This window comes from Neobacillus pocheonensis, from assembly GCF_050477905.1.
In the GTDB taxonomy this organism is placed as follows: Bacteria; Bacillota; Bacilli; order Bacillales; family Cytobacillaceae; genus Neobacillus; species Neobacillus pocheonensis_A.
The window spans coordinates 201130-225237 of sequence record NZ_JBCNAD010000008.1; the positions used below are offsets into that span (position 1 = coordinate 201130).

At 41.0% G+C, this 24108-nt stretch carries 23 protein-coding genes; 22 read left to right on the forward strand and 1 reads right to left on the reverse strand.

What is annotated here, in order from left to right:
* Positions 1-8 precede the first annotated feature (8 nt).
* The 4 genes from ABES02_RS05480 to ABES02_RS05495 all read left to right on the forward strand — a co-directional run bounded on the left by ABES02_RS05480 (position 9) and on the right by ABES02_RS05495 (position 5961).
* Positions 9-3866 (forward strand): fibronectin type III domain-containing protein, encoded by a 3858-nt coding sequence (locus tag ABES02_RS05480; protein WP_430131857.1) that lies wholly within the window; start codon positions 9-11, stop codon positions 3864-3866.
* Positions 3867-3968: 102 nt separating this feature from the next.
* Positions 3969-4478 (forward strand): hypothetical protein, encoded by a 510-nt coding sequence (locus ABES02_RS05485; RefSeq protein ID WP_430131860.1) that lies wholly within the window; start codon positions 3969-3971, stop codon positions 4476-4478.
* 138 nt (positions 4479-4616) lie between these two features.
* A complete protein-coding gene (locus tag ABES02_RS05490) occupies positions 4617-5087 on the forward strand; it encodes a branched-chain amino acid aminotransferase (protein WP_430131863.1) in 471 nt (156 codons plus the stop codon).
* Between the two features lie 106 nt (positions 5088-5193).
* On the forward strand, positions 5194-5961 hold the full coding sequence (locus tag ABES02_RS05495; RefSeq protein WP_430131866.1) for a cobalamin-binding protein: 768 nt from the start codon (positions 5194-5196) through the stop codon (positions 5959-5961).
* 207 nt (positions 5962-6168) lie between these two features.
* Here the strand turns inward: ABES02_RS05495 and ABES02_RS05500 are convergent, their stop codons facing one another.
* The gene (locus ABES02_RS05500) at positions 6169-6465 is read right to left on the reverse strand and encodes a hypothetical protein (RefSeq protein ID WP_430131868.1); all 297 of its coding nucleotides are present in this window, start codon (positions 6463-6465) and stop codon (positions 6169-6171) included.
* Positions 6466-6624: 159 nt separating this feature from the next.
* Here ABES02_RS05500 and ABES02_RS05505 point away from each other — a divergent pair, with 159 nt between their 5' ends.
* The 18 genes from ABES02_RS05505 (at position 6625) to ABES02_RS05590 (ending at position 24102) form a co-directional block, all read left to right on the forward strand.
* A complete protein-coding gene (locus ABES02_RS05505) occupies positions 6625-7299 on the forward strand; it encodes an oxidoreductase (protein WP_430131870.1) in 675 nt (224 codons plus the stop codon).
* A gap of 15 nt (positions 7300-7314) precedes the next feature.
* On the forward strand, positions 7315-8127 hold the full coding sequence (locus tag ABES02_RS05510; RefSeq protein ID WP_430131873.1) for a uroporphyrinogen-III synthase: 813 nt from the start codon (positions 7315-7317) through the stop codon (positions 8125-8127).
* Positions 8128-8630: 503 nt separating this feature from the next.
* The gene (locus ABES02_RS05515; RefSeq protein WP_430132369.1) at positions 8631-9980 is read left to right on the forward strand and encodes an NAD(P)-dependent oxidoreductase; all 1350 of its coding nucleotides are present in this window, start codon (positions 8631-8633) and stop codon (positions 9978-9980) included.
* A gap of 18 nt (positions 9981-9998) precedes the next feature.
* On the forward strand, positions 9999-11285 hold the full coding sequence (gene preA / locus ABES02_RS05520; RefSeq protein WP_430131876.1) for an NAD-dependent dihydropyrimidine dehydrogenase subunit PreA: 1287 nt from the start codon (positions 9999-10001) through the stop codon (positions 11283-11285).
* Between the two features lie 22 nt (positions 11286-11307).
* Positions 11308-12726 carry a dihydropyrimidinase gene (gene hydA, locus ABES02_RS05525; RefSeq protein ID WP_430131879.1) on the forward strand — a complete coding sequence of 473 codons (1419 nt, stop codon included), beginning with the start codon at positions 11308-11310 and terminating at the stop codon, positions 12724-12726.
* Between the two features lie 35 nt (positions 12727-12761).
* On the forward strand, positions 12762-12977 hold the full coding sequence (locus ABES02_RS05530) for a hypothetical protein (protein WP_430131883.1): 216 nt from the start codon (positions 12762-12764) through the stop codon (positions 12975-12977).
* Between the two features lie 25 nt (positions 12978-13002).
* The gene (locus ABES02_RS05535) at positions 13003-13236 is read left to right on the forward strand and encodes a hypothetical protein (RefSeq protein ID WP_430131886.1); all 234 of its coding nucleotides are present in this window, start codon (positions 13003-13005) and stop codon (positions 13234-13236) included.
* An 81-nt stretch (positions 13237-13317) separates the two neighbouring features.
* Positions 13318-14934, forward strand: coding sequence for a PucR family transcriptional regulator (locus ABES02_RS05540; protein WP_430131889.1), 1617 nt, complete (start codon positions 13318-13320; stop codon positions 14932-14934).
* 171 nt (positions 14935-15105) lie between these two features.
* Entirely contained in the window at positions 15106-16572 is a 1467-nt protein-coding gene (locus ABES02_RS05545) for a CoA-acylating methylmalonate-semialdehyde dehydrogenase (RefSeq protein WP_430131892.1), read from the forward strand.
* Positions 16573-16634: 62 nt separating this feature from the next.
* Complete coding sequence (locus ABES02_RS05550) at positions 16635-17990, forward strand: aspartate aminotransferase family protein (protein WP_430131893.1); 1356 nt, start codon at positions 16635-16637, stop codon at positions 17988-17990.
* 325 nt (positions 17991-18315) lie between these two features.
* On the forward strand, positions 18316-19260 hold the full coding sequence (locus tag ABES02_RS05555; protein WP_430131896.1) for a sugar-binding transcriptional regulator: 945 nt from the start codon (positions 18316-18318) through the stop codon (positions 19258-19260).
* A 10-nt stretch (positions 19261-19270) separates the two neighbouring features.
* Entirely contained in the window at positions 19271-19930 is a 660-nt protein-coding gene (pduL, locus tag ABES02_RS05560; protein WP_430131899.1) for a phosphate propanoyltransferase, read from the forward strand.
* Positions 19931-19935: 5 nt separating this feature from the next.
* On the forward strand, positions 19936-20682 hold the full coding sequence (locus tag ABES02_RS05565) for a hypothetical protein (RefSeq protein WP_430131902.1): 747 nt from the start codon (positions 19936-19938) through the stop codon (positions 20680-20682).
* Positions 20679-20978: a EutN/CcmL family microcompartment protein gene (locus ABES02_RS05570; RefSeq protein WP_430131905.1), complete on the forward strand. Its 300-nt coding sequence runs from the start codon at positions 20679-20681 to the stop codon at positions 20976-20978. The genes ABES02_RS05565 and ABES02_RS05570 overlap by 4 nt, the downstream gene beginning before the upstream one ends.
* A gap of 2 nt (positions 20979-20980) precedes the next feature.
* A complete protein-coding gene (locus tag ABES02_RS05575; RefSeq protein WP_430131907.1) occupies positions 20981-22408 on the forward strand; it encodes an aldehyde dehydrogenase family protein in 1428 nt (475 codons plus the stop codon).
* Positions 22409-22520: 112 nt separating this feature from the next.
* The gene (locus tag ABES02_RS05580) at positions 22521-22799 is read left to right on the forward strand and encodes a BMC domain-containing protein (RefSeq protein WP_430132371.1); all 279 of its coding nucleotides are present in this window, start codon (positions 22521-22523) and stop codon (positions 22797-22799) included.
* Between the two features lie 11 nt (positions 22800-22810).
* Entirely contained in the window at positions 22811-23650 is an 840-nt protein-coding gene (gene tpiA, locus ABES02_RS05585; protein WP_430131910.1) for a triose-phosphate isomerase, read from the forward strand.
* On the forward strand, positions 23647-24102 hold the full coding sequence (locus tag ABES02_RS05590) for an RpiB/LacA/LacB family sugar-phosphate isomerase (RefSeq protein ID WP_430131913.1): 456 nt from the start codon (positions 23647-23649) through the stop codon (positions 24100-24102). Before tpiA ends, ABES02_RS05590 begins: the two co-directional genes overlap by 4 nt.
* The last annotated feature ends 6 nt before the right edge of the window (positions 24103-24108 follow it).

The window sequence follows — 24108 nt, forward strand, 5'->3', positions numbered from 1 at the left end:
GATGCCTTATGCTTAAGTTCAAAAAACTGAAAAAAGCCGGTCGCAAATTTCAAATGGTAATGGTAACAGGTTTAATGCTCGCGACTGCAATCCCATTTGCAGGAACTACTCAACTGAATAATGCAAGGGCTGCAATGGACCCTGGAGGGACGCCGGACTATTTCGGTACTCCTAACTATGCCAACAGTCAGCTGCCAGAGTTTGATGTAAATGGAAAAATCATTCCTAAAACTGGTATCAGGAAATTCGTTGATTCATTGCCAGGATTAGGAGCTGCAAACAAGAATAATCTTGGTCAGTACATGCCTATCGCAGTTCCTGATACGACAACGTACCCAGGCTCAGATTACTACGAAATCTCACTTGTGGAGTACACCGAGCAGTTACATAGTGATCTAGCGCCAACAAAACTGCGGGGGTATAAGCAAACGAACACGACAGATCCGACCGTCAGCAAACCGCACTATTTAGGACCAATGATTATTGCTCATAAGGATCGACCTGTCAGGGTGAAATTTACTAACGCATTGCCTACTGGCACTGATGGAGATTTGTTCCTGCCTGTTGATACTTCGCTAATGGGTGCCGGCATGGGTCCCGATGGTAAGAATATGTATACCCAAAACCGAGCTACGCTTCACTTACATGGCGGAATTACTCCATGGATTAGTGATGGAACACCGCATCAATGGATCACTCCTGCCGGGGAAAACACTCCATATCCAAAAGGGGTTAGTGTAAAAAATGTTCCCGATATGCCAGATCCTGGAGATGGTTCGATGACGTTCTTTTATTCAAATGAACAAAGCGCCAGACTTATGTTCTATCACGACCATTCCTATGGTATTACACGTTTGAATGTTTACGCGGGAGAGGCAGCAGGATATATTTTGCGTGATGATGTGGAGCAGAATTTAATCGATCGGGGAATTATTCCAAAAGATGAATTACCTCTAATTATCCAAGATAAAACGTTTGTGCCGACGGAAAATCAGTTAATGGCTACTGATCCTACCTGGAATACGGCTAAATGGGGTGGACAGGGAAATTTGTGGATGCCTCATGTTTATATGCCGAATCAAAATCCATATACACTTGAAGGTGCGAACCCAATGGGCCGCTGGGATTATGGGCCATGGTTCTGGCCGCCTAACACAGGCTTAAAGAATGGACCTGTGGATAATCCATTATACGGGCAGGAAGGACAACCGCCGAAGATGCCTGGTACACCTAATGTCTCGACAGTTCCAGAGTCTTTCGGTGATACACCTGTCATCAATGGTACCGCCTATCCAACCCTAACCGTTGATCCAAAAGCATATCGATTCCGGATCTTAAACGCGTCAAATGATAGATTTTGGAATTTACAACTTTACAAAGCGAAGTCTAATGCGCAAATGTGGAACGCAGACGGTACACTAAATGATGCGAATGCCGGTGAGGTACCAATCGTCGATGCTGTCAGGAACGCAAATTACCCTGCAACCTGGCCGCATGATGGCAGGGATGGGGGAGTTCCAGATCCTGCGGTTGCAGGTCCAAATATGTTCCAAATCGGCAATGAAAGTGGTTTCTTGCCACAGGTTGCCAACCTTGCCAATCAGCCAATTGATTATGAATATGGCCGAAGAAGCATTACAGTTCTAAACGTTTCCAGTAAAACGTTGTTTTTAGCACCTGCCGAAAGGGCAGATGTTGTCGTCGATTTTAGCAAGTATGCGGGCCAAACCCTTATCCTCTATAATGATTCACCAGCACCTGTACCAGCCTTTGACCCTCGTTACGATTACTATACAGGTGACCCAGATCAATCTGTTACTGGTGAAAACACTGGTGGTGCACCAACGACTCAGCCTGGCTATGGTCCAAATACACGTACCATTATGCAAATTAAGGTTGCCGATGTACCAAACACAACTGATACTACTCAAAAAACACTCGATAATTTAACAACTGAACTTCCAAAAGCGTTTGCTGCTGGACAAAACCCACAATTAGTACCAGATGGTAAATGGGTAAATATTCAGGATACTTCCACCACCTTTACTCCAAATGGGGACACGACACCACTTACATTAGATTTAACACCAAAGGCTATTGCCGAAGAGTTTGAACAAACTTATGGGCGGATGAATGCCACTCTTGGGGTAGAGATACCGAATACAAACTTCCAGAATCAAACAACGATTATGCTGGGATATGTCGATCCGGCAACAGAAATCATGAACGACTCGATGACACCGTTGACGCCAAAAGCGGGAGATGGAACGCAAATTTGGAAGATTACCCATAATGGTGTTGATACGCATGCCATGCACTTCCATTTATTTGACGTGCAGTTGATTAACAGGGTTGGCTGGGACGGCTCCATCCGTTTCCCAGACGCTAACGAAAAAGGCTGGAAGGATACGGTCCGGATGAATCCGTTAGAAGACTGTATTGTCGCTTTAAGACCTGTGGCACCAAAACTTCCATTTGGTCTGCCAGATAGTATACGTCCACTTGATCCAACCATGCCGCTCGGAACAACGACACAGTTTATGGGAATAGATCCGAAAACGGGTAATCCGATAACAGTCACCAATCAATTGACTAATTTCGGCTGGGAATATGTGTGGCACTGTCATCTATTAGGGCATGAAGAAAATGATATGATGCGTGCTATGATCTTCAATTTTGCACGAGTTAAGCCTAACGCCTCAGTTTTATCCGTCCAAAGAACGGGTGGAGGGGCTGCAAGCTTGTCTTGGACTGATCCAACCAATAAAGATAATCAAGCTACATTAGGAAACCCATCAAATGAGGTTGGCTACAAAATCATGCGGGCGCCAATGATAAATGGTACTGCCGGAACCTTTACACAAATTGGCGAGGCATTGGCTAACGCAACGGCATATACAGACAACACAGCCGATTTAAATACTAGTTATCGCTACCGGATAGATGCTTATAATGCTGCAGGTGATACAACCTCGAATACAGTGGATACAGCCGGGGTGCCGCTCGCACCAACAAACTTAAAAACGACACAGTCCGGCATGGCGAGTGTCCTCACTTGGACAGATAATGCCACAAATGAAACAGGGTTTACCGTAGAACGATCTACGGATGGTGTAAACTTTACAGCAATTGCCGCTCCTAATGCTTTAACCAATACAGGTACAATATCCTATACAGATACGAATGTGGTGCCTGGAACATACACTTACCGTGTCAATGCTGTGAATGGAACTCTGAATTCTATTTATTCGAATGTATCTAGTATTACAATCGTAAATGCTCAGCCAGCGCCGACCCCAGCAGCGCCGAATAATTTAAATGCGACCTTGCAAGCAGGGCCAAAAGTAAATTTAACGTGGAGAGATAATGCTTCAAATGAAACGGGATTTGTGGTTGAACGCTCTACGAATGGTGGTGGCTATTCGGTTATAGCCCAGCCGGGGGCTCGGACTAGTACTGGTAATGTGTCCTATACAGATACTACCGTACTGCCTGGAAATAGTTATTCCTATCGTGTGAAGGCAATGAATGGAACTGTCTCGTCAAATTATTCCGGCACAATCCAAATAACGGTTCCAAAAATCCCAACAGCACCAACAAATTTAAATGTCAGTGCAATAAGGGGTTCGACCACCGATACAATCACATTAACTTGGAATAAACCTTCAGGAACGATTACAAGTTACATGGTCCAATATGCAACAGACGCTGGATTCACCCAAAACGTAATAACCAGCACTGTTTCAAATAATGCCTTTATTAAAACAGGATTTACTAGAAACAGGACATTCTACTTTAGGGTCCAAGCAGTGAATCAGAGCGGTTCGTCTCCATGGTCAAGTTCTGTAAATATAAGGACCCCGTAAATCGAATAAACAATTAAATGTAATAGGAGTGCCGCAGCCATTTTTTAAAAATAATGCGGCCTTCTATACCTGATTTTCACTGATGAAAGAAGGAGGATTTGGATGAGAAAAAAATTTCTCAAACTGACTTCAATAATTGCTGTAGTTTTAATTCTCGGTTCAGCTCTAATTGTTTGGCAAAATCATTCGGTGTTTGCCAAAAAGCAAGAGACCAATAGTAAACTATCAGCTGAAGCGAGGATGGCAAAATATACTGTGAAACCGAAACAAAATGCCGACCCCAACGTTCGCAGGAGTCGCCTGAATCAAATAAATGTCGTCAATGAGGCTGCGGCCGTTCTCAATGTGTTACCAATTACGATTATGGAGGATATGACAAAGGGGAAGACTTTAGAGCAAATTGCAAAAGAAAAAGGATATATGAAAGCTAAGTTTTTAAAAAAATTAACCGATGTTGATACCAAAAATATTGATGCTGCTGCTACTTCTGGTACCATTTCAAAAGAGCAGGCAGCCGTATTAAAGGAAGGGCAAAAAGACCGATTAAACCATAATCTAATGCTAGAAGCAGTCGATGTTAATGATCATAAGGCCATGGATATGAATCACTAAAACAAGTTGATAATCTTTCAGGTAGGGGTGACCGTTCCGTTCGGTTGCCTCTATTCTTTTTCAGTAGAATATTTGCTATTTTCGGGACAATCCATCAATATTAATATCAAATATTTCTTAATTTAAGGAGGATTCATTGTGTTAAAAGAAAAGGATGCAAAAACGCTATTTTCCCATGCTTACATTGAACGAAGCAGTAAAGAAACAGAAACGATGATTGCAGAGGAATCTTCTTCTTTTTTAAACCAGCCAATCGAATATCTAAAAAAACATAAAAACGAGTTTATTTATATGGAATTAAGTTCATTTGAACAAATAAGGGTTGAAGCTGTTTCTTTAGAAGTCGACGATGTATTCGGTACCTATGATGTCATGTTGGGCTTAAAGCTTCAAAAGAAGTATGAAAAATACATAAAGAACTTTTTAAATACCAACTTAATGGGTGATGAAGCAAAATTTGATTTAATGTTTAGTCATGATGATGGACTTTGGAATTTAAATTTTACATTAAATTATGTAGAAGATTTCCACGAAGACCTTACAATCGGGGAGGCCTTTCAATTAATTTACAACTTTCTATCAAAGTTAGTTGAGCAGGCAGAAGCGTAAATAAAAAAACTAACCAGCTAATTTTGCTGGTTAGTTTTAGAAATAGGAATGTTAACTGTCCTAATCCAGGTTCCTATACTAAATTCGATGAGTGGGGGAGTGTTATTTGCGAGTAATTTCTTTGTGCCCTAGCAATACAGAGATAATGGAATACCTAGGGTTATCAGATTTATTGGTAGGAGTGGATGATTTTTCGGATTGGCCTGATTCTATTGCCACCCTTCCAAAATTGGGGCCGGATTTATCCATTAATATAGATCTTGTTGAGCAATTACAGCCGGACATGGTCCTTGCTTCCCTAAGTGTACCAGGAATGGAAAAAAACGTGGAAGCCCTACAGAAACGTGGGATTCCTCATATTGTTTTGAATCCGCAATCGTTAAAGGATATCGAAGAGGACTTAATCTTCGTTTCCGAGGTAATAGGGGAAAAAGAACGGGGGGTGGAGTCTGCACGGCAATTTCGGTTGAGACTTGAAAAGGTTCAATTACAAGGTGCCAACGTTTATCGTAGGCCATCTTTATATTGGGAATGGTGGCCAAAGCCTATTTTTACACCGGGAAAAATTAACTGGCTCACAGAGATTTCAGAGGCTGCAGGAGCCATTAATATCTTTCAAGATATAGAACTGGCAAGTGTTCAAACAGATTGGGAGGATGTCGTAGAGCGGAAACCAGATTTTATTTGTTTGGCATGGGTTGGGGTTAGAAAAGCCAAAGTTCAAAAGAGCGTTGTTAAAAAACGTCCAGGCTATGAAAAGCTAAATTATCCGGGTGATGATCACATTCTCATTTTAGAGGAGGAACTGTATTGTAGACCTTCTCCTAGATTACTAGATGGGTTGGAAAGGCTTGTTAATATTATTCATAAATGAAAAAATTGAAAATGGTAATAGAGTGGGATTCATGAGGACAAAAATCAGGGCTAGACTATAAAAACTGTCCTCATAGAGGGTCCATGAGGACAAAAATCAAATCAGGGTGGACTATAAAAACTGTCCTCATAGAGGGTTCATGAGGACAAAAATCAGGACCATTAGGCCAAAACTGTCCTCATGACTTATATGATATTTTAATAAGAACTAACTTAGTCCCTCATCGGTAATCGAAATCGCTGAACCGGTGGAGGTATGTTGGTTGACCCAGCCAAGTGAGGTTTGGGATACATCTGCCCAATTTGGAATTTCCGCTTTATGCTGCTCAACCCAACTCATACAGAACTGAGGGTCGATATTATAGTCCAAACATTGAGCTAAAAAGTATTGAATCGTGGCTTCATTACAATTTTCCCATGATCCGCAGGTATAGCTCCAAACATTTTCCATCTTTGTTTGAATCGAAAGTTCATTTATGAAATGACTAAATTGGTGTTCACTCATCATTAATTCCTCCTTGTCATAAATTTACATCTTTCAGTATGTCCAAGGAATAATAAACAATGTACATGGTTTTCATAAAAATCCTACTATGTTATTATATTCACTTGTTCTAATTTATGGGATTTATTATTAAAAATGAGGGGAAATTGGAGAATATTCATGCACACTAATGAAAAAACGGCACTCATCTTAGGGGCGAGTGGACTTATTGGAAGCGAATTACAAAAAACACTTATTGAACAAAACAACTATAAAAAAATACATTTGCTTATAAGAAGGCCGATTGAAATCCTTGATTCAAGGGTTGAACCGCATTTTGTTGACTTTGAACAACTTGAAGAATATTCTGAATTATTCAGAGTCACAGATGTGTTTTGTACCTTAGGTACAACCATCAAGAAGGCAAAAAGCAAAGAAGCTTTTAGAAAAGTAGACTATGAATACCCTATTAAGGCTGCTAAATTGGCAGTACATGGTGGTGTAGAAAAATTTCTCATCGTCACAGCAATGGGAGCTAACCCCAAATCGAACATTTTTTACAATCGAGTGAAAGGTGAAGTGGAGGATTCCCTAAAAACGTTACATATACCTTCCCTAAACATTTTTAGGCCATCTTTATTATTAGGAGATAGAGAGGAGTTTCGCTTAGGTGAAAGAATGGCGGAAAAGGCCAGTGGGATATTAAATTCTATCTTGGTCGGGCCTCTCCGTACCTATAGAGCTATTCCGGCAAAAAAAGTAGCTGCTGCTATGGCTGCTGTTGCAAGTTCTAATAAAACTGGTGTAAATATATTTCAATCCAATGAAATTGAACGAATGGCAGATATGCTATAAGAAAGGATATTTTCAATGCAGAAGGTTCTAGGATTATCAGGAAAAAGAGTGGTCATTTGCGGATCACGGAAAATTGAAGAAATTAGCACGTTAATTGAAAAACAGGGTGGAGTTCCACTTGTTCGTTCCCTACAAGGAACGGTTTTTTTAGCAGAGAAGGAAATAGAGGATGATTTACGGGAATTTGTTCAAACCGGTGCGGATTGGGTGATCTTCACAACTGGAATTGGAATCGAAACCTTAGTCCACTTATCGGCAAAACTAGGTTTGGAGGACCCATTTTTAAAGCAAATCAAAAAGGCAAGCGTTGCATCAAGAGGCTATAAAACTCGTGCTGCACTTAAGAAAATAGGGATTACGCCTGTTGCAGCAGCTGAGGATGGGACAACAAAAGGCCTTGCACTTGCGCTCGAAAACTTTGGTTTCACAGGAAAACGAGTATTGATTCAGCTTCACGGTGAAACAGCACCAGTACTAACCCAATTTTTTGAAGACAAGGGAGCGGTGGTGCAAAAGATTCTTCCCTATCAGCACATTGCCCCAGAAAAAGATACCGTAGAACGCTTGTGTAAAGAACTGCAGAACCACGAGTGTGATGCGGTATGTTTTACCACAGCTACTCAAGTTCGGTCGCTTTTTGAATTCGCTCGGATAAATGGTGTCCACAGCGCGATTGTTGCTAGTTTTATGAGTAGAATATTAGCGGTTGCTGTCGGAAAAGTTACGGCAGAAGCGTTGAAAGAAGAGGGAGTCGATAGATTACTTGTTCCCGAAAATGAGAGAATGGGTGCTATGATCATCGAACTTTCTCAATTCTATAAGGTTTAATTCTTGAAAAGTGTACCTAAGATTGAGGTGCACTTTTTTCTATGGACAAAAACTGTCAATTTCTTTGGTGATGTCGAACATTTTTTTTATTTGCCATGTTTGGTATCATTCTGGATTATCGTAAATCAGTGGTTAATAAAGACTTCCTCGGATCAAAAAAGTATGTAAGAAAATTTGACACTTCGCTATTTTTTTACATTTTTTTTGGTATGATTATGATAAATTGAAAAAGAATTCAGAAAAATGAACAAGTTCACTTTCGAATATCTTTTTACATAATGGTTAATCAAATGCTTGCATCATTTTACAGGTTGTAAGGTGAAATGGCCTTTTACAGTCTGTAAAATAAAATAAGATGCAGAATTTTCTGCGAAATACATAAGCAAGAAAAAGGAGGATGGATTTTTAGTATTGAACACTTTATAAAGCGCTTTCATTTTTGAGTTTGATAAAAATTTAACCTTTAAATGAAAAGGGAGGGTTTCTCTTTGGCCATTGAAAAAATGCAGCGCATTTCCTTAAACAATCTTGAAAAGAACTTCCAAGAGGTCGAACGAGGATTGACAAATCGTGAAGCACTGGAAGAATCAAATCGATGCCTCTATTGTTATGATGCCCCATGTATAAAAGCCTGTCCAACTAGTATTGATATACCAACCTTTATAAAGAAAATTGCCTCAGGAAATTTACTGGGGTCTGCTAAAACGATTATGTCCTCAAACCCAGTCGGAGCAAGCTGTGCAAGGGTTTGCCCCACCGAAGAGCTTTGTGAAGGAGCTTGTGTTTTAAATCATTCAACCCAACCAATTATGATAGGCAATTTGCAGCGGTATGCTACAGATTGGGCAATACAAAATGAGCAAGCTTTATTCCAGCCAGGGGAATCCAATGGTGTCAAAGTCGCAGTGATCGGCGGCGGCCCTGCTGGATTATCCGCAGCTAGAGAACTTGCTAGATTAGGCTACGAAGTGACTATTTTTGAAGCAGCCGAACAGGCAGGCGGCTTAAATACCTTTGGAATTGTTTCATTCCGTCTCCCGCAGCGAATTTCATACTGGGAAGTAGAGCAAGTAAAACAATTAAATGTCACCATTAAAACCAACTCAGTGGTAGGAAGGGATGTATCCGTCCAAGAGTTGTTGGAAAATTTCGATAAAGTTGTTTTAGCCGTAGGAATGGCGAATGTACCTAATCTTGGCATTGAAGGTGAAGAGTTAGACGGCGTGTATGATGCAATTGAATTTGTAAAGGCCACCAAAAGCGGTCAGTTATCGAATGACTTTGTCGGCAAGCGTGTGGTTGTTGTTGGTGCGGGAAATACAGCGATTGATGGTGCGACATGTTCAGTGCGCTTAGGTGCTGAAAATGTAAAAATCCTCTACCGTAGAACGGAAGAAGAAATGACCGCTTATGATTTTGAATATGAATTTGCTAAACAGGATGGTGTGGAATTCCGCTGGTTAACAGCACCAAAACGAATTATCGGTGATGCAGGTAAGGTAACTGGTATTGAGTGTATTAAAATGGCGCTGGGCGAACCGGAAAAGGATGGGCGCCGTCGACCTGTTGCAGTGGAAGGCTCTGAGCACGTCATTCCGGTAGAAGTTGTCGTGAAAGCGATTGGTCAAACGAGACATGTGAAGCTGATCGAGTCCTTTGGGCTAAAACATGAAGGCGGTGTGGTTAAGGTCGACCAAGAAACATTGCAAACTTCTAACCCAAAAGTGTTTGCCTGCGGAGACGTTATTTTTGGTAAAGGACAAGGAGATGCCATGGTCGTTACGGCAGCACAGCAAGGAAAAGACGTGGCTTATGCGATTCATCGACAATTTACAGCTGTTGGAACAGCTTAATCTAAAGGGGGAATAGTGATGGCTGATTTACGTATTAATCTTGCAGGGATTAAATCTCCTAATCCGTTTTGGCTGGCTTCCGCACCTCCTACCAATTCAGGCTATCAGGTTCAGCGAGCCTTTGAAGCTGGATGGGGCGGAGCAGTATGGAAAACCTTAGGAGATCCCATTTTAAACGTTTCTTCCAGATTTGCGGCAATAAGCTTTAATGGGCAAAGAGTTGCAGGGTTCAATAATATTGAACTTATTACCGACCGTCCGTTAGAAGTCAATCTAAAGGAAATCTACGAAACGAAAAAACGTTTTCCGAACCATGCGATTATTGCCTCATTAATGGTGGAGCCCAAGCAGGAAAAATGGCATGAAATCGTAAAACGTGTAGAGGATGTTGGTGTTGATGGGCTTGAATTAAACTTCGGCTGTCCTCATGGTATGGCAGAGCGGGGCATGGGTTCCGCTTCCGGGCAAGTACCTGCCCTTGTAGAAAGGCAGACCTACTGGGCGAAGGAAGTAGCAAAAACACCAGTCATCGTAAAATTAACACCCAATATTACCGATATTACGGCAACTGCTGAAGCTGCAGTCCAAGGCGGCACAGATGCCATCAGTATGATTAACACAATTAATAGCTTGATGGGCGTAGATCTTGATTCGTGGAATACCATTCCCCATGTAGCAGGAAAAGGAGCGCACGGGGGCTATTGCGGACCAGCAGTTAAGCCAATCGCACTAAACATGGTGGCCGAATGTGCAAGGAATCCTCATATTAACGTCCCAATTTCAGGAATTGGCGGCATATCAAATTGGCAGGATACGGTAGAATTTTTGCTGATGGGAGCAACTGGTGTTCAAGTATGTACCGCTGCCATGCACCATGGATTCCGCATTGTGGAGGATATGATTGAGGGTCTTAGCAATTACTTAGACAGCAAGGGGATTGCTTCAGTCTCTGAGATTATCGGGAAATCCGTTCCAAAATACTCGGATTGGGGTAACTTGGATCTCAACTATAATATCGTCGCCAAAATCAATACAGATGTGTGTATTAATTGTAATAAGTGTCATATTGCTTGTGAAGATACTTCTCACCAATGCATCGATATGCTGACAGATGCTAATGGAAAAAGCTATCTTAAAGTACGGGAAGAAGATTGTGTAGGCTGTAATTTATGTTCAATCGTTTGTCCAGTGGACGGTGCCATCGACATGGTAGAAGTACAAAACGAACTGCCAGTAATGACTTGGAATGAGCGTCAAGCGGCACTAAAAGTGGCTGCAGATTGCAAAGTTGACGTAACTAAATAGATAAATAGGGAGGAAAACTCAAATGAAGAAAATTATTAAGAACGGAACGATTGTCACTGCAACAGATACGTATCAAGCGGAACTATTAATCGAGGATGGAAAAATTACGCAGATTGGCTCAAACCTTTCAGCCATTGGTGCTGAAATCGTAGATGCAAAAGGCTGTTTAGTTTTTCCAGGAGGAATTGACCCTCATACTCACCTAGATATGCCATTTGGAGGAACGATTACAAAGGATGACTTTGAATCTGGAACCATCGCAGCTGCCTTTGGAGGAACGACATCAATTATTGATTTTTGCTTAACGAATAAAGGTGAACCCCTCAAAGATGCGATTCAAACTTGGCATTGCAAGTCAAAAGATAAAGCCGTTATTGACTATGGTTTCCATTTAATGATAGGGGAAATCAATGAAAATGTATTGAACGAACTTCCTCAAGTGATTAATGAGGAAGGAATTACTTCCTTTAAGGTCTTCATGGCTTATAAAAATGTATTGCAAGCAGATGACGAAACCTTATTCCGGACACTGGTGACTGCTAAAGAACACGGCGGATTAGTTATGGTTCATGCAGAAAATGGTGATGTCATCGATTACTTAACAAAAAAGGCTCTCGAAGAAGGTAAAACGGAACCGATTTATCACGCCTTAACAAGACCTCAAGAATTAGAGGGAGAAGCAACAGGACGCGCAGCGAGATTGACTGGTTTGGCAAATTCTCAACTATATGTAGTCCATGTATCCTGTGCAGATGCAGTTGAACAAATTGCTGAAGCACGCAGTAAAGGATTTAATGTATGGGGTGAAACTTGCCCGCAATATTTAGTCCTTGATCAAAGCTATTTAGAAAAACCGAACTTTGAAGGAGCTAAATACGTATGGTCTCCTCCACTTAGGGAGAAATGGAATCAAGAAGTTCTTTGGAACGCCTTGAAAAACGGAACGCTGCAAACCTTTGGTTCTGATCAATGCTCATTTGATTTTAAAGGGCAAAAGGATTTAGGTCGTAATGATTTTACAAAAATCCCGAACGGCGGACCGATTATTGAAGATCGGTTAACGATTTTATTCTCAGAAGGTGTGAAAAAAGGACGAATCAGTCTAAACCAATTCGTTGATCTTACTTCAACTAGAATTGCCAAGCTATTCGGCTTATTCCCGAAAAAGGGAACGATTGCGATTGGCGCCGACGCAGACCTTGTCATTTTTGATCCGAATATTGAACGTGTGATTTCGGCAGAAACTCATCATATGGCCGTAGATTATAATGCGTTTGAAGGGATGAAAGTGATGGGAGAACCAGTTTCTGTTTTAGTGCGCGGTGAATATGTCATCCGTGATAAGCAGTTCGTTGGTAAACCAGGTTCAGGGCAATATTTGAAGCGGGCGAAATATAACTTGAATACACCTTTAAATCAAAGCGAAACCTTATCAATCTAACAAAATATAGTTTGAATTCAAAGGGGACCGATTAGATGTCAGAATATCAACAATTTCTAAATGAAAGAGATAAAATTGATTTTTTAATCGAGAAGGGCTATCGAATTAATGCTGTAAATGAACATTTAAACGGGGCAACGGTCGATTTTTTACATCCGAAGGGAAATGTAACGGAAACACTCTTAATCGGTACGCCCAATGGCCGCAAATATTTTTCGAGTCTATTAATCAAACAAAATCAAAGGAAATAGAGACGCTTTAAAGGGGGTGGGTAGTATGGAATTTTATTTAAAATCAAAGGACAATGCCTATCCATGTGAAGTTACCATTGATGAAGATAACGGGCGTTATATGATTCGGAAATCAGATTCAAGCGGTGAGTTTTTCAATTCTCCTGAAGAATTAGTGGTTTGGATTAGGGATAATTGGAAATCTGAAGATTTTCTAGATCGTGAAGAATTTGAATCAATGCTGAATGAGATCAAGATTTATTTTCCGATTATTCTTTAAGGCCTAATGTAGAAGAAAAGGATTGGTTGACGAGACAATCCTTTTTCTTCCAATATTTTTTTCTTTTAGGAGAGCTAAACGATGAAAGAACATTTTCAACTGAAGGTCGCAGATATTTTGAATCGTAAACACTTTGAACATGCACGTGTTATTGCAGGTCATGAAGGCGTTCAGCGAATTGTTAAATGGGTTCATGTTGTAGAGGTAACGAGTATTCGAAATCTTTTAAACGGTCATGAACTTATTTTATCAACAGGCGTTGCCTGGAAAGATAATGTGGATTTATTTATCTCCATGGTGAAACAGTTTTATAACATTAATGCGGCTGGTCTTTGTATTGAAATGGGGACGTATGTGTCAGAAGTTCCTGATGAGGTCATTGATTTTGCGAATGAAAATCATTTCCCTATCATTATTTTTGAGCAGGAAGTGCCTTTTGTTGAAATCACACAGGATATTCATTCCAAAATCATTAACCAGCAATATCAGAAAATATCAGATCTAGAGGATTATTCACAAAGTCTGAATAAAAGACTGCTTACGATTGAAACGTACGAGGATATCCTGCAATTTTTTTTCTCCGCTTTGGATGTCCAAATCATTTTTCGCTTGAAAAATCAGGAATATGAATTTGTTCCAGAAATCAATCGAAATGACCAAGCTGTTATTCTTGGGCAGATTAATGATGCCAAAAAAAATCCCAGTCAACAAATTGCTATTGCCCCCATCTTTTTGTTCGGTCAAGAATATGCAGAGATAATTATCTTCTCTAAGGATATTCCCATCAGCGAATACGATCTATTAATATTGGACCGGACAGCTACAGCGCTAGCCCAACATTTATTAAGAGATTTATATGTTGAAGAAAAAAAGCGGGTGGAAGAGTTTGAGTGGTTGCACGGATGGCTCGAAGGCGAGCATTCGACCGAGGACATTCAAGAATATTTAATAGAAAATGGAATTAAAACGAAAACGACCGACGCAGCGGTGCTGATTACGAAGCTATTTCCAATCAAGGATAAATCGATGAATGATGTGACATATCTGAAACTTCTGTTTCGTTCCGTTTTTGAACAGAATGGCTTTGTTGTTTTTTCCGTTGAAAAAAGAAACGAGATTACGTTTATTCTTTTAAGTAGTCGGGCGAAAAAAAATTTAAAGGAACGAATAAAAAAAGCTGTCGATTCACTTCAAGACTCAGAGTTTATTAGAAAACAAAGTTCAGCCAAGTTCATGATTGCCGCCGGTAAGTTTACTGAATCATTAAGTGACGTACATAAAAGCTATCGAACAGCCAAGGAGACCATTCGCATTCAACAAAAAATGACGAACAAACAAATCTATCATTTTTATGAGGATTTACATTTATACCGCCTCATTTCACAAATGAGTAAACATACGGATTTACAGGAGCTTGCATCAGAATACTTATATCCCGTTATACAATATGACCAAAAATATAATGGAAAACTGCTAGAAACATTAAAAGCCTATTTAGAATGTAACGGTTCTAAGCAGGAAACCTCAAATAAGCTATTTATCGTTAGGCAAACGCTGTACCATCGGCTGCAAAAATTGGAGAACTTGCTCGGAGAGAATTTTATGGATCATGAAAAACGTGTGGCAATTGAATTTATGCTGCTTGTTCATGATTATTTATCCGCTACTAAACCAGGCATAGTCAATCAAGTCCGATAATTTTAATCCTAAACTACCTATTTTGAATGAAATGTTAAATGAATGTTCAATTTGTCGAAGAAATTCTTGAAGACATTTTACAGAATGTCTAATGAAAGCCATTCATGGTTACGAGATAATGAATTTATAAGGTTAAATCAATATTTATTTTTATATAAGGGAGGCAAAATGATGAGCGTAACAAAAAACGACACTGCCATTTTAAAAAATTATATTAACGGTGCATGGGTGAGCTCCAATAGTACTCAGGTCTTAGATGTTCCGAATCCAGCGACAAATGAAATCTTGACAAAGGTTCCTGTTTCTACAAAAGAGGATGTAGACTTAGCGGTTTCGGCAGCAAAAGAAGCATTTAAAAAGTGGAAGAACGTTCCTGTACCAAAGCGAGCTAGGATTCTTTTTAAATATCATTACCTATTAACGGAAAACCATGAAGAGTTAGCAAGATTGATCGTATTAGAAAATGGTAAGGCTTACAAAGAAGCGTACGGGGAAGTTCAGCGTGGAATTGAGTGCGTGGAATTCGCTTCGGGTGCTCCGACGCTGATCATGGGTGAAACACTGTCAGGTATTGCTGAAAATATTGATTCTGAAATGTTCCGATATCCTCTTGGTGTTGTGGGGGGAATCACACCATTTAACTTCCCAATGATGGTTCCTTTATGGATGTTCCCACTTGCAATTGCCTGTGGTAATACGTTTGTGTTAAAGCCATCTGAGCGGACACCAATATTAGCGAATCGATTAGCAGAGTTATTCACGGAAGCAGGTGCACCTCAAGGTGTTTTAAACGTCGTCCATGGTGCGCACGATGTCGTGAATGGATTGCTCGAACATAAGGATATTGCCGCTATTTCTTTTGTCGGTTCACAGCCCGTGGCCAAATATGTCTATGAGCAAGCTGCTGCGACAGGAAAACGAGTTCAAGCACTCTCAGGGGCGAAGAATCATCATATAGTCATGCCGGATGCCGATTTAGATAAGGCCGTTCAAAATATTATTAGTTCTACTTTTGGAAGTGCCGGCCAGCGTTGTATGGCCTGCAGTGCTGTCGTGGTGGTTGGGGATAATGAACCTTTTATAAAAGCATTAACGAAACAAGCAGATGAATTGATAATTGGAAACGGTATGGACGATGAAGTGCTGTTAACTCCAGTCATCCGTAAGGAACATCGTGATAAAGCCCTTGGCTATATTGAAAAAGGCCTAGAGGAAGGTGCTGAATTAATCAGGGACGGTCGCAAAGAAATGGATGAACTTCCGGAAGGGAATTTTTTAGGACCAACTATTTTCGATCACGTTACACCAGAAATGACGATTGCGAAAGAGGAAATTTTCGCCCCAGTATTAAGTCTTCTTCGTGCAAACAACTTAGATGAAGGTTTGGAATATATTCGTAGATCCAGATTCGGAAATGGTGCAACGATATATACGAATAGTGCAAAGGCTGTTAGACAGTTCCGTGAAGAAGCAGATGCTGGAATGCTCGGCATTAACGTTGGCGTACCAGCGACAATGGCGTTTTTCCCATTCTCCGGCTGGAAGGATTCCTTCTACGGCGATATGCACGTCAACGGTAAAGATGGGGTAAATTTCTACACCCGCAAAAAGATGATCACCTCTCGTTTTGACGCTTAAGAATGATGTTTAAGTGATTAATGGTGTCAGGCACCGACCAGGAAATGGAGGGAATTTTTAATATGGTACAAACTAGTCGTTCTCAAGAGAAGTTATCTGAGCAAGATGATAAGTATGTATGGCATTCAATGAAGCCTTATAATCCTAATGCGACGGTTATAGCAGAAAGGGCTGAAGGATCTTGGGTAACGGATGTCGATGGCAAACGTTACTTGGATGCGATGGCTGGATTATGGTGTGTAAATGTTGGGTATGGAAGAACGGAGCTTGCGGAGGCCGCATATGAACAATTAAAGGAAATGGCTTATTTTCCGCTTTCACAAAGCCATGTACCTGCTATTAAACTAGCTGAAAAGTTAAATCAAATGCTCGGTGATGAGTACGTTATCTTTTTCTCCAACAGTGGTTCAGAAGCGAATGAAACAGCCTTTAAGATTGTTCGTCAATACCATCAGCAAAAAGGGGAGAATAACCGTTTCAAAATTGTTTCCCGTTACAGGGCCTATCATGGTAATTCGATGGGAGCGCTAGCTGCTACTGGCCAGGCGCAACGAAAATATAAATATGAGCCACTGGCTCCAGGATTTATCCATGTGTCCCCGCCGGACTCCTATCGTGATGAGACCGATGTGAATGACCCTATGGAATTGTCTTCCGTAAAAGAAATCGACCGCACGATGACATGGGAGCTCAGTGAAACAATCGCAGCCATGATTATGGAGCCTATCATAACAGGTGGAGGAGTCCTAATCCCTCCCGATGGGTATATGAAGGCTGCCAAAGAGGTATGTGAAAAACATGGTGCCCTCTTAATCGTCGATGAAGTCATTTGTGGTTTTGGCCGTACTGGGAAACCATTTGGTTTTATGAATTACGGAGTAAAGCCAGATATTATAACCATGGCCAAGGGGATCACTAGTGCGTATTTACCATTATCCGCAACAGCGGTTCGCAAGGACATTTACGAAGCCTTTAAAGGGTCTGAAGAATATGATTATTTCAGGCACGTTAATACATTTGGTGGAAATCCTGCTGCATGTGCACTAGCGTTAAAAAACCTCGAAATCATGGAAAGGGAAAATCTATTTGACCGTTCCAGAGATTTGGGTGAACATGTGCTAAATGATTTATCAACCATCCTTCAAGACCACCCATATGTAGGCAATGTCCGTGGAAAGGGACTCTTAATCGGGATTGAACTGGTGAAGGATAAAGCTACGAAGGAACCGTTAGATTCCACTCTTGTCAATCAAGTAATAGGTACTTGTAAAGAAAAGGGCATCATTATCGGGAAAAATGGAGCAACAGTGGCTGGCTACAATAATGTGTTAACCTTGGCACCGCCGTTAAATATCGAACAAAAGGATTTGAACTTTTTAATCAAGACTCTCACAGAATCACTCAATAAATTAATCTAATAATTAATTTGGAGCATTCGTCATTACATTTTGTTAATGGCGAGTGCTCTTTTTTTCATGCATATGACCATCATAAAATCGACAAAATTAACAATACTGCATAAATTCTGATAAATCAGCAGAAAAATGTCGAAATTTTTCGATAGAGTGATTGACAGATAGAAATGGCGGGGTATAATTAGCTTAACAAACGTTCATCTAAGATTTACATAATTTCAGTCGAATTTTACATAATTTAAATTTTTTTTTACAAAAGTTTGTAACCGTTTTCTTTTTGTAAAAATGATTTTCGAGAATCATAATTTCCTAAAAAGGTGAGTTGATTATGGCGGATGAAAAGATTTCGCGCCTTGTTGAGGTAGCTAAAATGTACTATCAATTAGACTACAGCCAACAGGAAATAGCGAAAAGGTTAGGTATTTCCCGCCCCACCGTTTCAAGGCTTCTATTGCAAGCTGTTCAAGAAGGTGTTGTCCATATCAAAATCTGTGATCCGGCTGAAGATGTTCAGGAGCTTGCTTTGCAAGTAAAGGATAAATTCCAATTAAAGCATTGCATTGTCGCTTCGATTCCCAAGTATGAGGATGAACTAATAAAAGAGAAACTAGGAGAAGTTTCTGCCGATTACTTGCATAAAATTGTACAAAGTGGCGATACCATCGGAATTACTTGGGGGACAACTCTTTATCAACTAGTGAAAAAGCTTCAGCCTAAAAATGTAAAAGATGTTACGATTGTTCAGCTTAATGGCGGGGTGAGTTACTCAGAATCAAATACGTATGCATCGGAAATCGTAAATGGTCTTGCGAATGCGTTTCATACCACACCGCATTTCCTACCTGTCCCGGCGGTCGTTGATCATATTGTCGTAAAGCAAGCCATAGTGGCAGACCGACATGTGAAAAAAATATTGGAATTAGGCAAACAGGCCAAAATTGCCATTTTTACGGTAGGGGAGCCAGGTGAGCAATCCACACTGATGCACGCAGGTTATTTTTTAGACACTGACATTGATATTTTACGGAAGAATCGAACGGTGGGGGATATCTGCTCGAGATTTATAGATATCGAAGGGAAAATAAGTCACGAAGCTCTAAATGATCGCACCATTGGAATCGAACTCTCCGACTTAACAGAAAAAGAATATGGCATTCTTATTGCGGGCGGTAATTCGAAAGTGGACGGAATTTCTGGTGCCCTTCTTGGTCGTCATGCAAATGTCCTCATTACCGACCAATATACTGCCAAGGCTTTACTCGAAATGGGGTGATTAATCAATAATGGATCAAGAGAAAATTAGAGAGCTAGTTAAAGAGATTGTCAAAAATACACTCCAAAAAGAAAAGCAGGTTCCCATTGCGGCTTCAAACCGACATATTCATTTATCACCTGAACATGTGGAACGACTTTTCGGGCGCGGCTATCAGTTAAATAAACTGAAGGATTTATCCCAGCCAAACCAGTTTGCTGCTAAAGAAACCGTGACACTTATCGGTCCAAAAGGGAAAATCCCGAACGTCCGTGTCCTAGGGCCGGCAAGAGGGAGCACGCAGGTTGAGGTCTCGTTATTCGACGGTTTTACAGTAGGTGTTAAACCACCGATTCGCAGCTCGGGTGATATAAATGGTTCAGAATCAATAACCATTCAAGGACCAAGAGGACAAGTCACGATTAAAGAAGGATTGATTTGTGCGGCACGTCATATTCATATGCATACCAGTGATGGTGAAGCATTTGGTGTGGCAGATGGAGACTTGGTACAAGTAAAGGTAGACGGAGAGCGCGGGGTTATTTTTTCAAATGTGCTCATCCGGGTTTCACCTAAATATAAGCTTGAGATGCATATTGATCTTGATGAAGCCAATGCCGCTAATCTCAAGAATGGACAATTGGGAGAAATCGTTGCAATTGAAAGTCGAAAAAAAGTGAGCGGAGGCTGAATCTGGTGGATGTCAAAACGAAGGTGAAAATGCTTGTCCAGCAGGTAGTCGAAGCCTACTTAAAAGAACAATTGCAAGTGAAAGAAAAACAATCGATTGCCATCCTACTAGGCTATCAATCTCAAGATCCATCGATTGTTTTGGAAGCGGTTACTCCCCTGATTGAATCACACGATGTGACGTTGATTTTATCAAAAGAGTGGTTGCCTATTCCTTCAGAATTAAGCGGAAATAAATATGTTTTGTTAGAAGAGTCGACGCAGACGGAATTGGTGAAAATCGTTGAAACTTCCAGCATCCTCGTAGTCCCGGTTGCAGCCTACCGTTTAGTTTCCAAGCTTGCATTAACAATCGATGATGAATTAGCCGTTTGGCTTGCTATTCAATATCAATTACTTGGAAAGCCGATTGTGATAGCCAAGGATTTAATTGAGCCAACTGTTTACCAGCAAATCCATTCACCGCATTCGGTTCAGGAACGCTTACAGTCATACATTAGACAAATACAAGCGGACCAGGTGAAATGGGTATCGCTCAGCAAACTTGCACAAACCGTTAAAGACCAGCAAGTGTTGCACAATGAAAAGCAGTCACTTATTCTAGCAAAACATGTTGAAAAAGCTTATCAGGATGGTCTTAAAGAAATAGCTGTTCCGGAAAAAAGCAGGGTGACGCCTTCTGCCAAGGACTTAGCGAAAGAACTTAAAATTCATATTAACAAAAAGACTCCTGGAAAGGAGGGACGCACTTGATCATTTGTAAAGTGGTTGGTTCCATTGTTTCAACCACCAAAGCCGAAAAGCTAAAAGGGAAAAAGCTTCTCATCGTTCAGCCTCTTGATATGAAAACAATTGAAGAAGATGGGAAACCCCTTGTTGCCATAGATACTGTAGGTTCAGGTGTTGGTGAAGTTGTCTTGCTGGTGAGCGGAAGCTCGGCAAGGCAAACAGACATTACAAACGGTGTTCCTGTTGATGCGGCAATTGTAGGTATTGTCGATCAAATCGAAATCCAGGGGACCCTCACCTTTAATAAAGGAGGTAGCTAAAATTGCAAATAAATGAAACCGATATCAAAAAAATGGTTGAACAAGTACTGCAGCAGTTAGGTCAAAGCGGGACAGCGAGCAGTCCAGTTTCTTCCATACCGGATGACAGCTTTGGTGACGGGGTATTTGCAACCGTTGATGAAGCAGCCGCAGCGGCAAGACTTGCCTGGGAAAAATTGCGTAAGCTTCCAGTTGCAACAAGAAGACAGATGATTGAAAATATGCGAGAAGTAAGCCGAAATCATGTCAATGAGCTAGCAAAGCTTGCTGTTGAAGAAACAGGCTTAGGTAAAGTGGCCGATAAAGTTGCCAAAATCTTACTTGCTACCAACAAAACACCTGGCGTTGAAGACTTAGTCAGCACAGCATATTCTGGTGATGACGGTTTAACCCTTGTGGAATATGCACCTATTGGCGTATTTGGGTCGATTACTCCGTCTACAAACCCGGCAGCAACCATTATTAATAATTCAATTTCTCTTCTTGCCGCAGGGAATACGGTCGTTTACAACCCGCACCCAAGTGCAAAACGAGTATCTATTAAGACCATGCAGTTACTTAACCAAGCGATTGTGGCTGCAGGAGGGCCTGAAAATACCTTGACTTCTGTGGCAGCACCGAACCTAGAAACGTCGGCACAGGTCATGAATCATCCTGAAGTAAACGCTCTTGTTGTTACTGGTGGAGGTCCTGTTGTAAAAGCAGCGATGGCTGTTGGTAAAAAAGTCATTGCAGCCGGTCCTGGTAACCCGCCAGTTGTTGTCGATGAAACAGCGATTATTTCAAAAGCAGCGGCTGATATTGTTAAAGGAGCAAGCTTTGACAATAATGTCTTATGTACAGCTGAAAAAGAGGTATTTGTTGTTGAGAAGGTGGCAAATGTCCTTAAAGCGGAAATGGTAAAGCACGGAGCAATTGAACTCAAAGGCTTCCAATTTGAAAAGCTGCTAGAAAAAGTTCTTGTAAAAAAAGGCGAGAAGTTTTATCCGAACCGTGACTTTATTGGTAAGGATGCCTACGTGATTTTACAAGCAGCAGGCATTCAAGCTAGCCCAAATGTGAAATTGATAATTGCTGAAACAACCAAGGATCACCCATTGGTAATGACAGAAATGTTAATGCCAATTTTACCAATCGTCAGAGTTCCGGACGTTGATAAAGCCATTGAGCTTGCGGTCATCGCTGAAAAGGGCAACCGCCACACAGCAATTATGCACTCACAAAACATTACTAATTTAACAAAAATGGCGCAGGAAATTCAGGCTACGATTTTTGTTAAAAATGGACCTTCTGTATCGGGATTAGGTTTTGAAAGTGAAGGCTTCACAACACTTACAATTGCCGGACCGACAGGGGAAGGTTTAACTAGTGCCAAAACATTTACACGCCAGCGCCGCTGCGTATTAGTAGATGGATTTCGAATTATCTAGTGGGGTGAATTAGTTGGCCAAGTCAAAAGAAGATAAAACAGACACTTCACTTTCAGAAAAACAAAAAAAGCAAGTTAAACAAAAATCAGAGGTTCCAAGAGGAGGAAATATCATGGGTCAAGAAGCATTAGGTATGATTGAAACAAAAGGATTAGTAGGGGCAATTGAAGCAGCAGATGCAATGGTTAAAGCAGCAAATGTAACATTAGTTGGCAGAGAATTGGTTGGTGCAGGTATTGTTACCGTAATGGTTCGCGGAGATGTAGGCGCTGTGAAAGCGGCAACAGAAGCTGGAGCAGAAGCTGCACAGCGCGTTGGAACACTTCTTTCTGTACACGTAATTCCACGTCCAAACGGTGATGTAGAAGGTATTTTACCGAAGGCAGAATAAGGTGATCTCGAATGGAACAATCCATTGAAAGCTATATCAAAAATCTTGTAAGAGATACAATTGTTCATACAATAGGTGAGCTGCAGGTGCAAAAGGACCGTCAGACCTATATAATTGCCAATTGGAAAATGAACAAAACTCTTGCTGAGACAGCAGAATTTTTTCAACAAATTAATAGCAGTCAGGATGTGGCGGTAGTGGTTTGTCCGCCGACCCAGCTTCTTTATCCAGCCCACCTTTTCATTCAACAATCGAAAAAAACGATTGGCCTAGGCGGGCAAAATGTCCACTGGGCTGAAAAAGGCGCCTATACTGGCGAGACTTCTACGAGTATGTTAAAGGATGTTGGCTGTGAATATGTGATTATCGGCCATTCCGAAAGAAGACAATATGCTAACGAAGATGACGAGTTAGTGAATAGGAAAGTGAAACAGGCTCTTAATGACGGACTCACCCCGATTGTCTGCATAGGTGAAACGCTTGGTCAGAAAAATTCGTTGCAAACAGAACACGTATTATCGACGCAACTATTAGGAGCATTAAAAGGGATCGATTCGAGCAAGTTTATTATTGCTTATGAACCGGTTTGGGCCATTGGAACAGGGCAGTCAGCAACGGCTGAATTGGCTCAACAAACCCATGCTTATATAAGAACGGTCTTAAAACAAATTCTGGGTGAAAAAGCAGACAACATCTCAATTTTATACGGCGGATCTGCAAATGAAAGTAACGCTGCTGAATACAGTGCGATGCCGGATATTGATGGCGTCCTTGTTGGAGGCGCGAGTTTAAACGCCCAGTCTTTTGATGGAATTATCAATGTATTTGCCAAAGGAGAACAAAGTGAATGAAAAAAGTTGCGATTGGTTGCGACCATGGTGGATACGAACTGAAAGAAAAGCTAAAAGTCTATTTAACGGAACTAGGCTATGAATATCTTGATTTTGGCTGCAAGGCGGGCGAATCTGTAGACTATCCTGATATTGCCTTCTTAGTGGGTGAAACTGTTGCCACTAATGAGGACTATGTTGGCATCATGATAGATGGTGTCGGCGTCGGAAGTGGTATGGTATTAAATAAAATACCGGGTGTCCGGGGGGCAGTCTGCTGGGATTTATCTTCAGTCATAAACAGCAAAGAACATAATAACGCCAATGTGTTATCAATTGGCGGGCAGTTTATCGGCGAAGGCCTTGCTAAGCAATTAGTAAAAACCTGGTTGGAGACCGATTTCGCCGGCGGACGTCATGATCGCCGAGTAACGAAAATTATGGAAATAGAAAGCCGGTTCTTACACCGATAAAGGCAG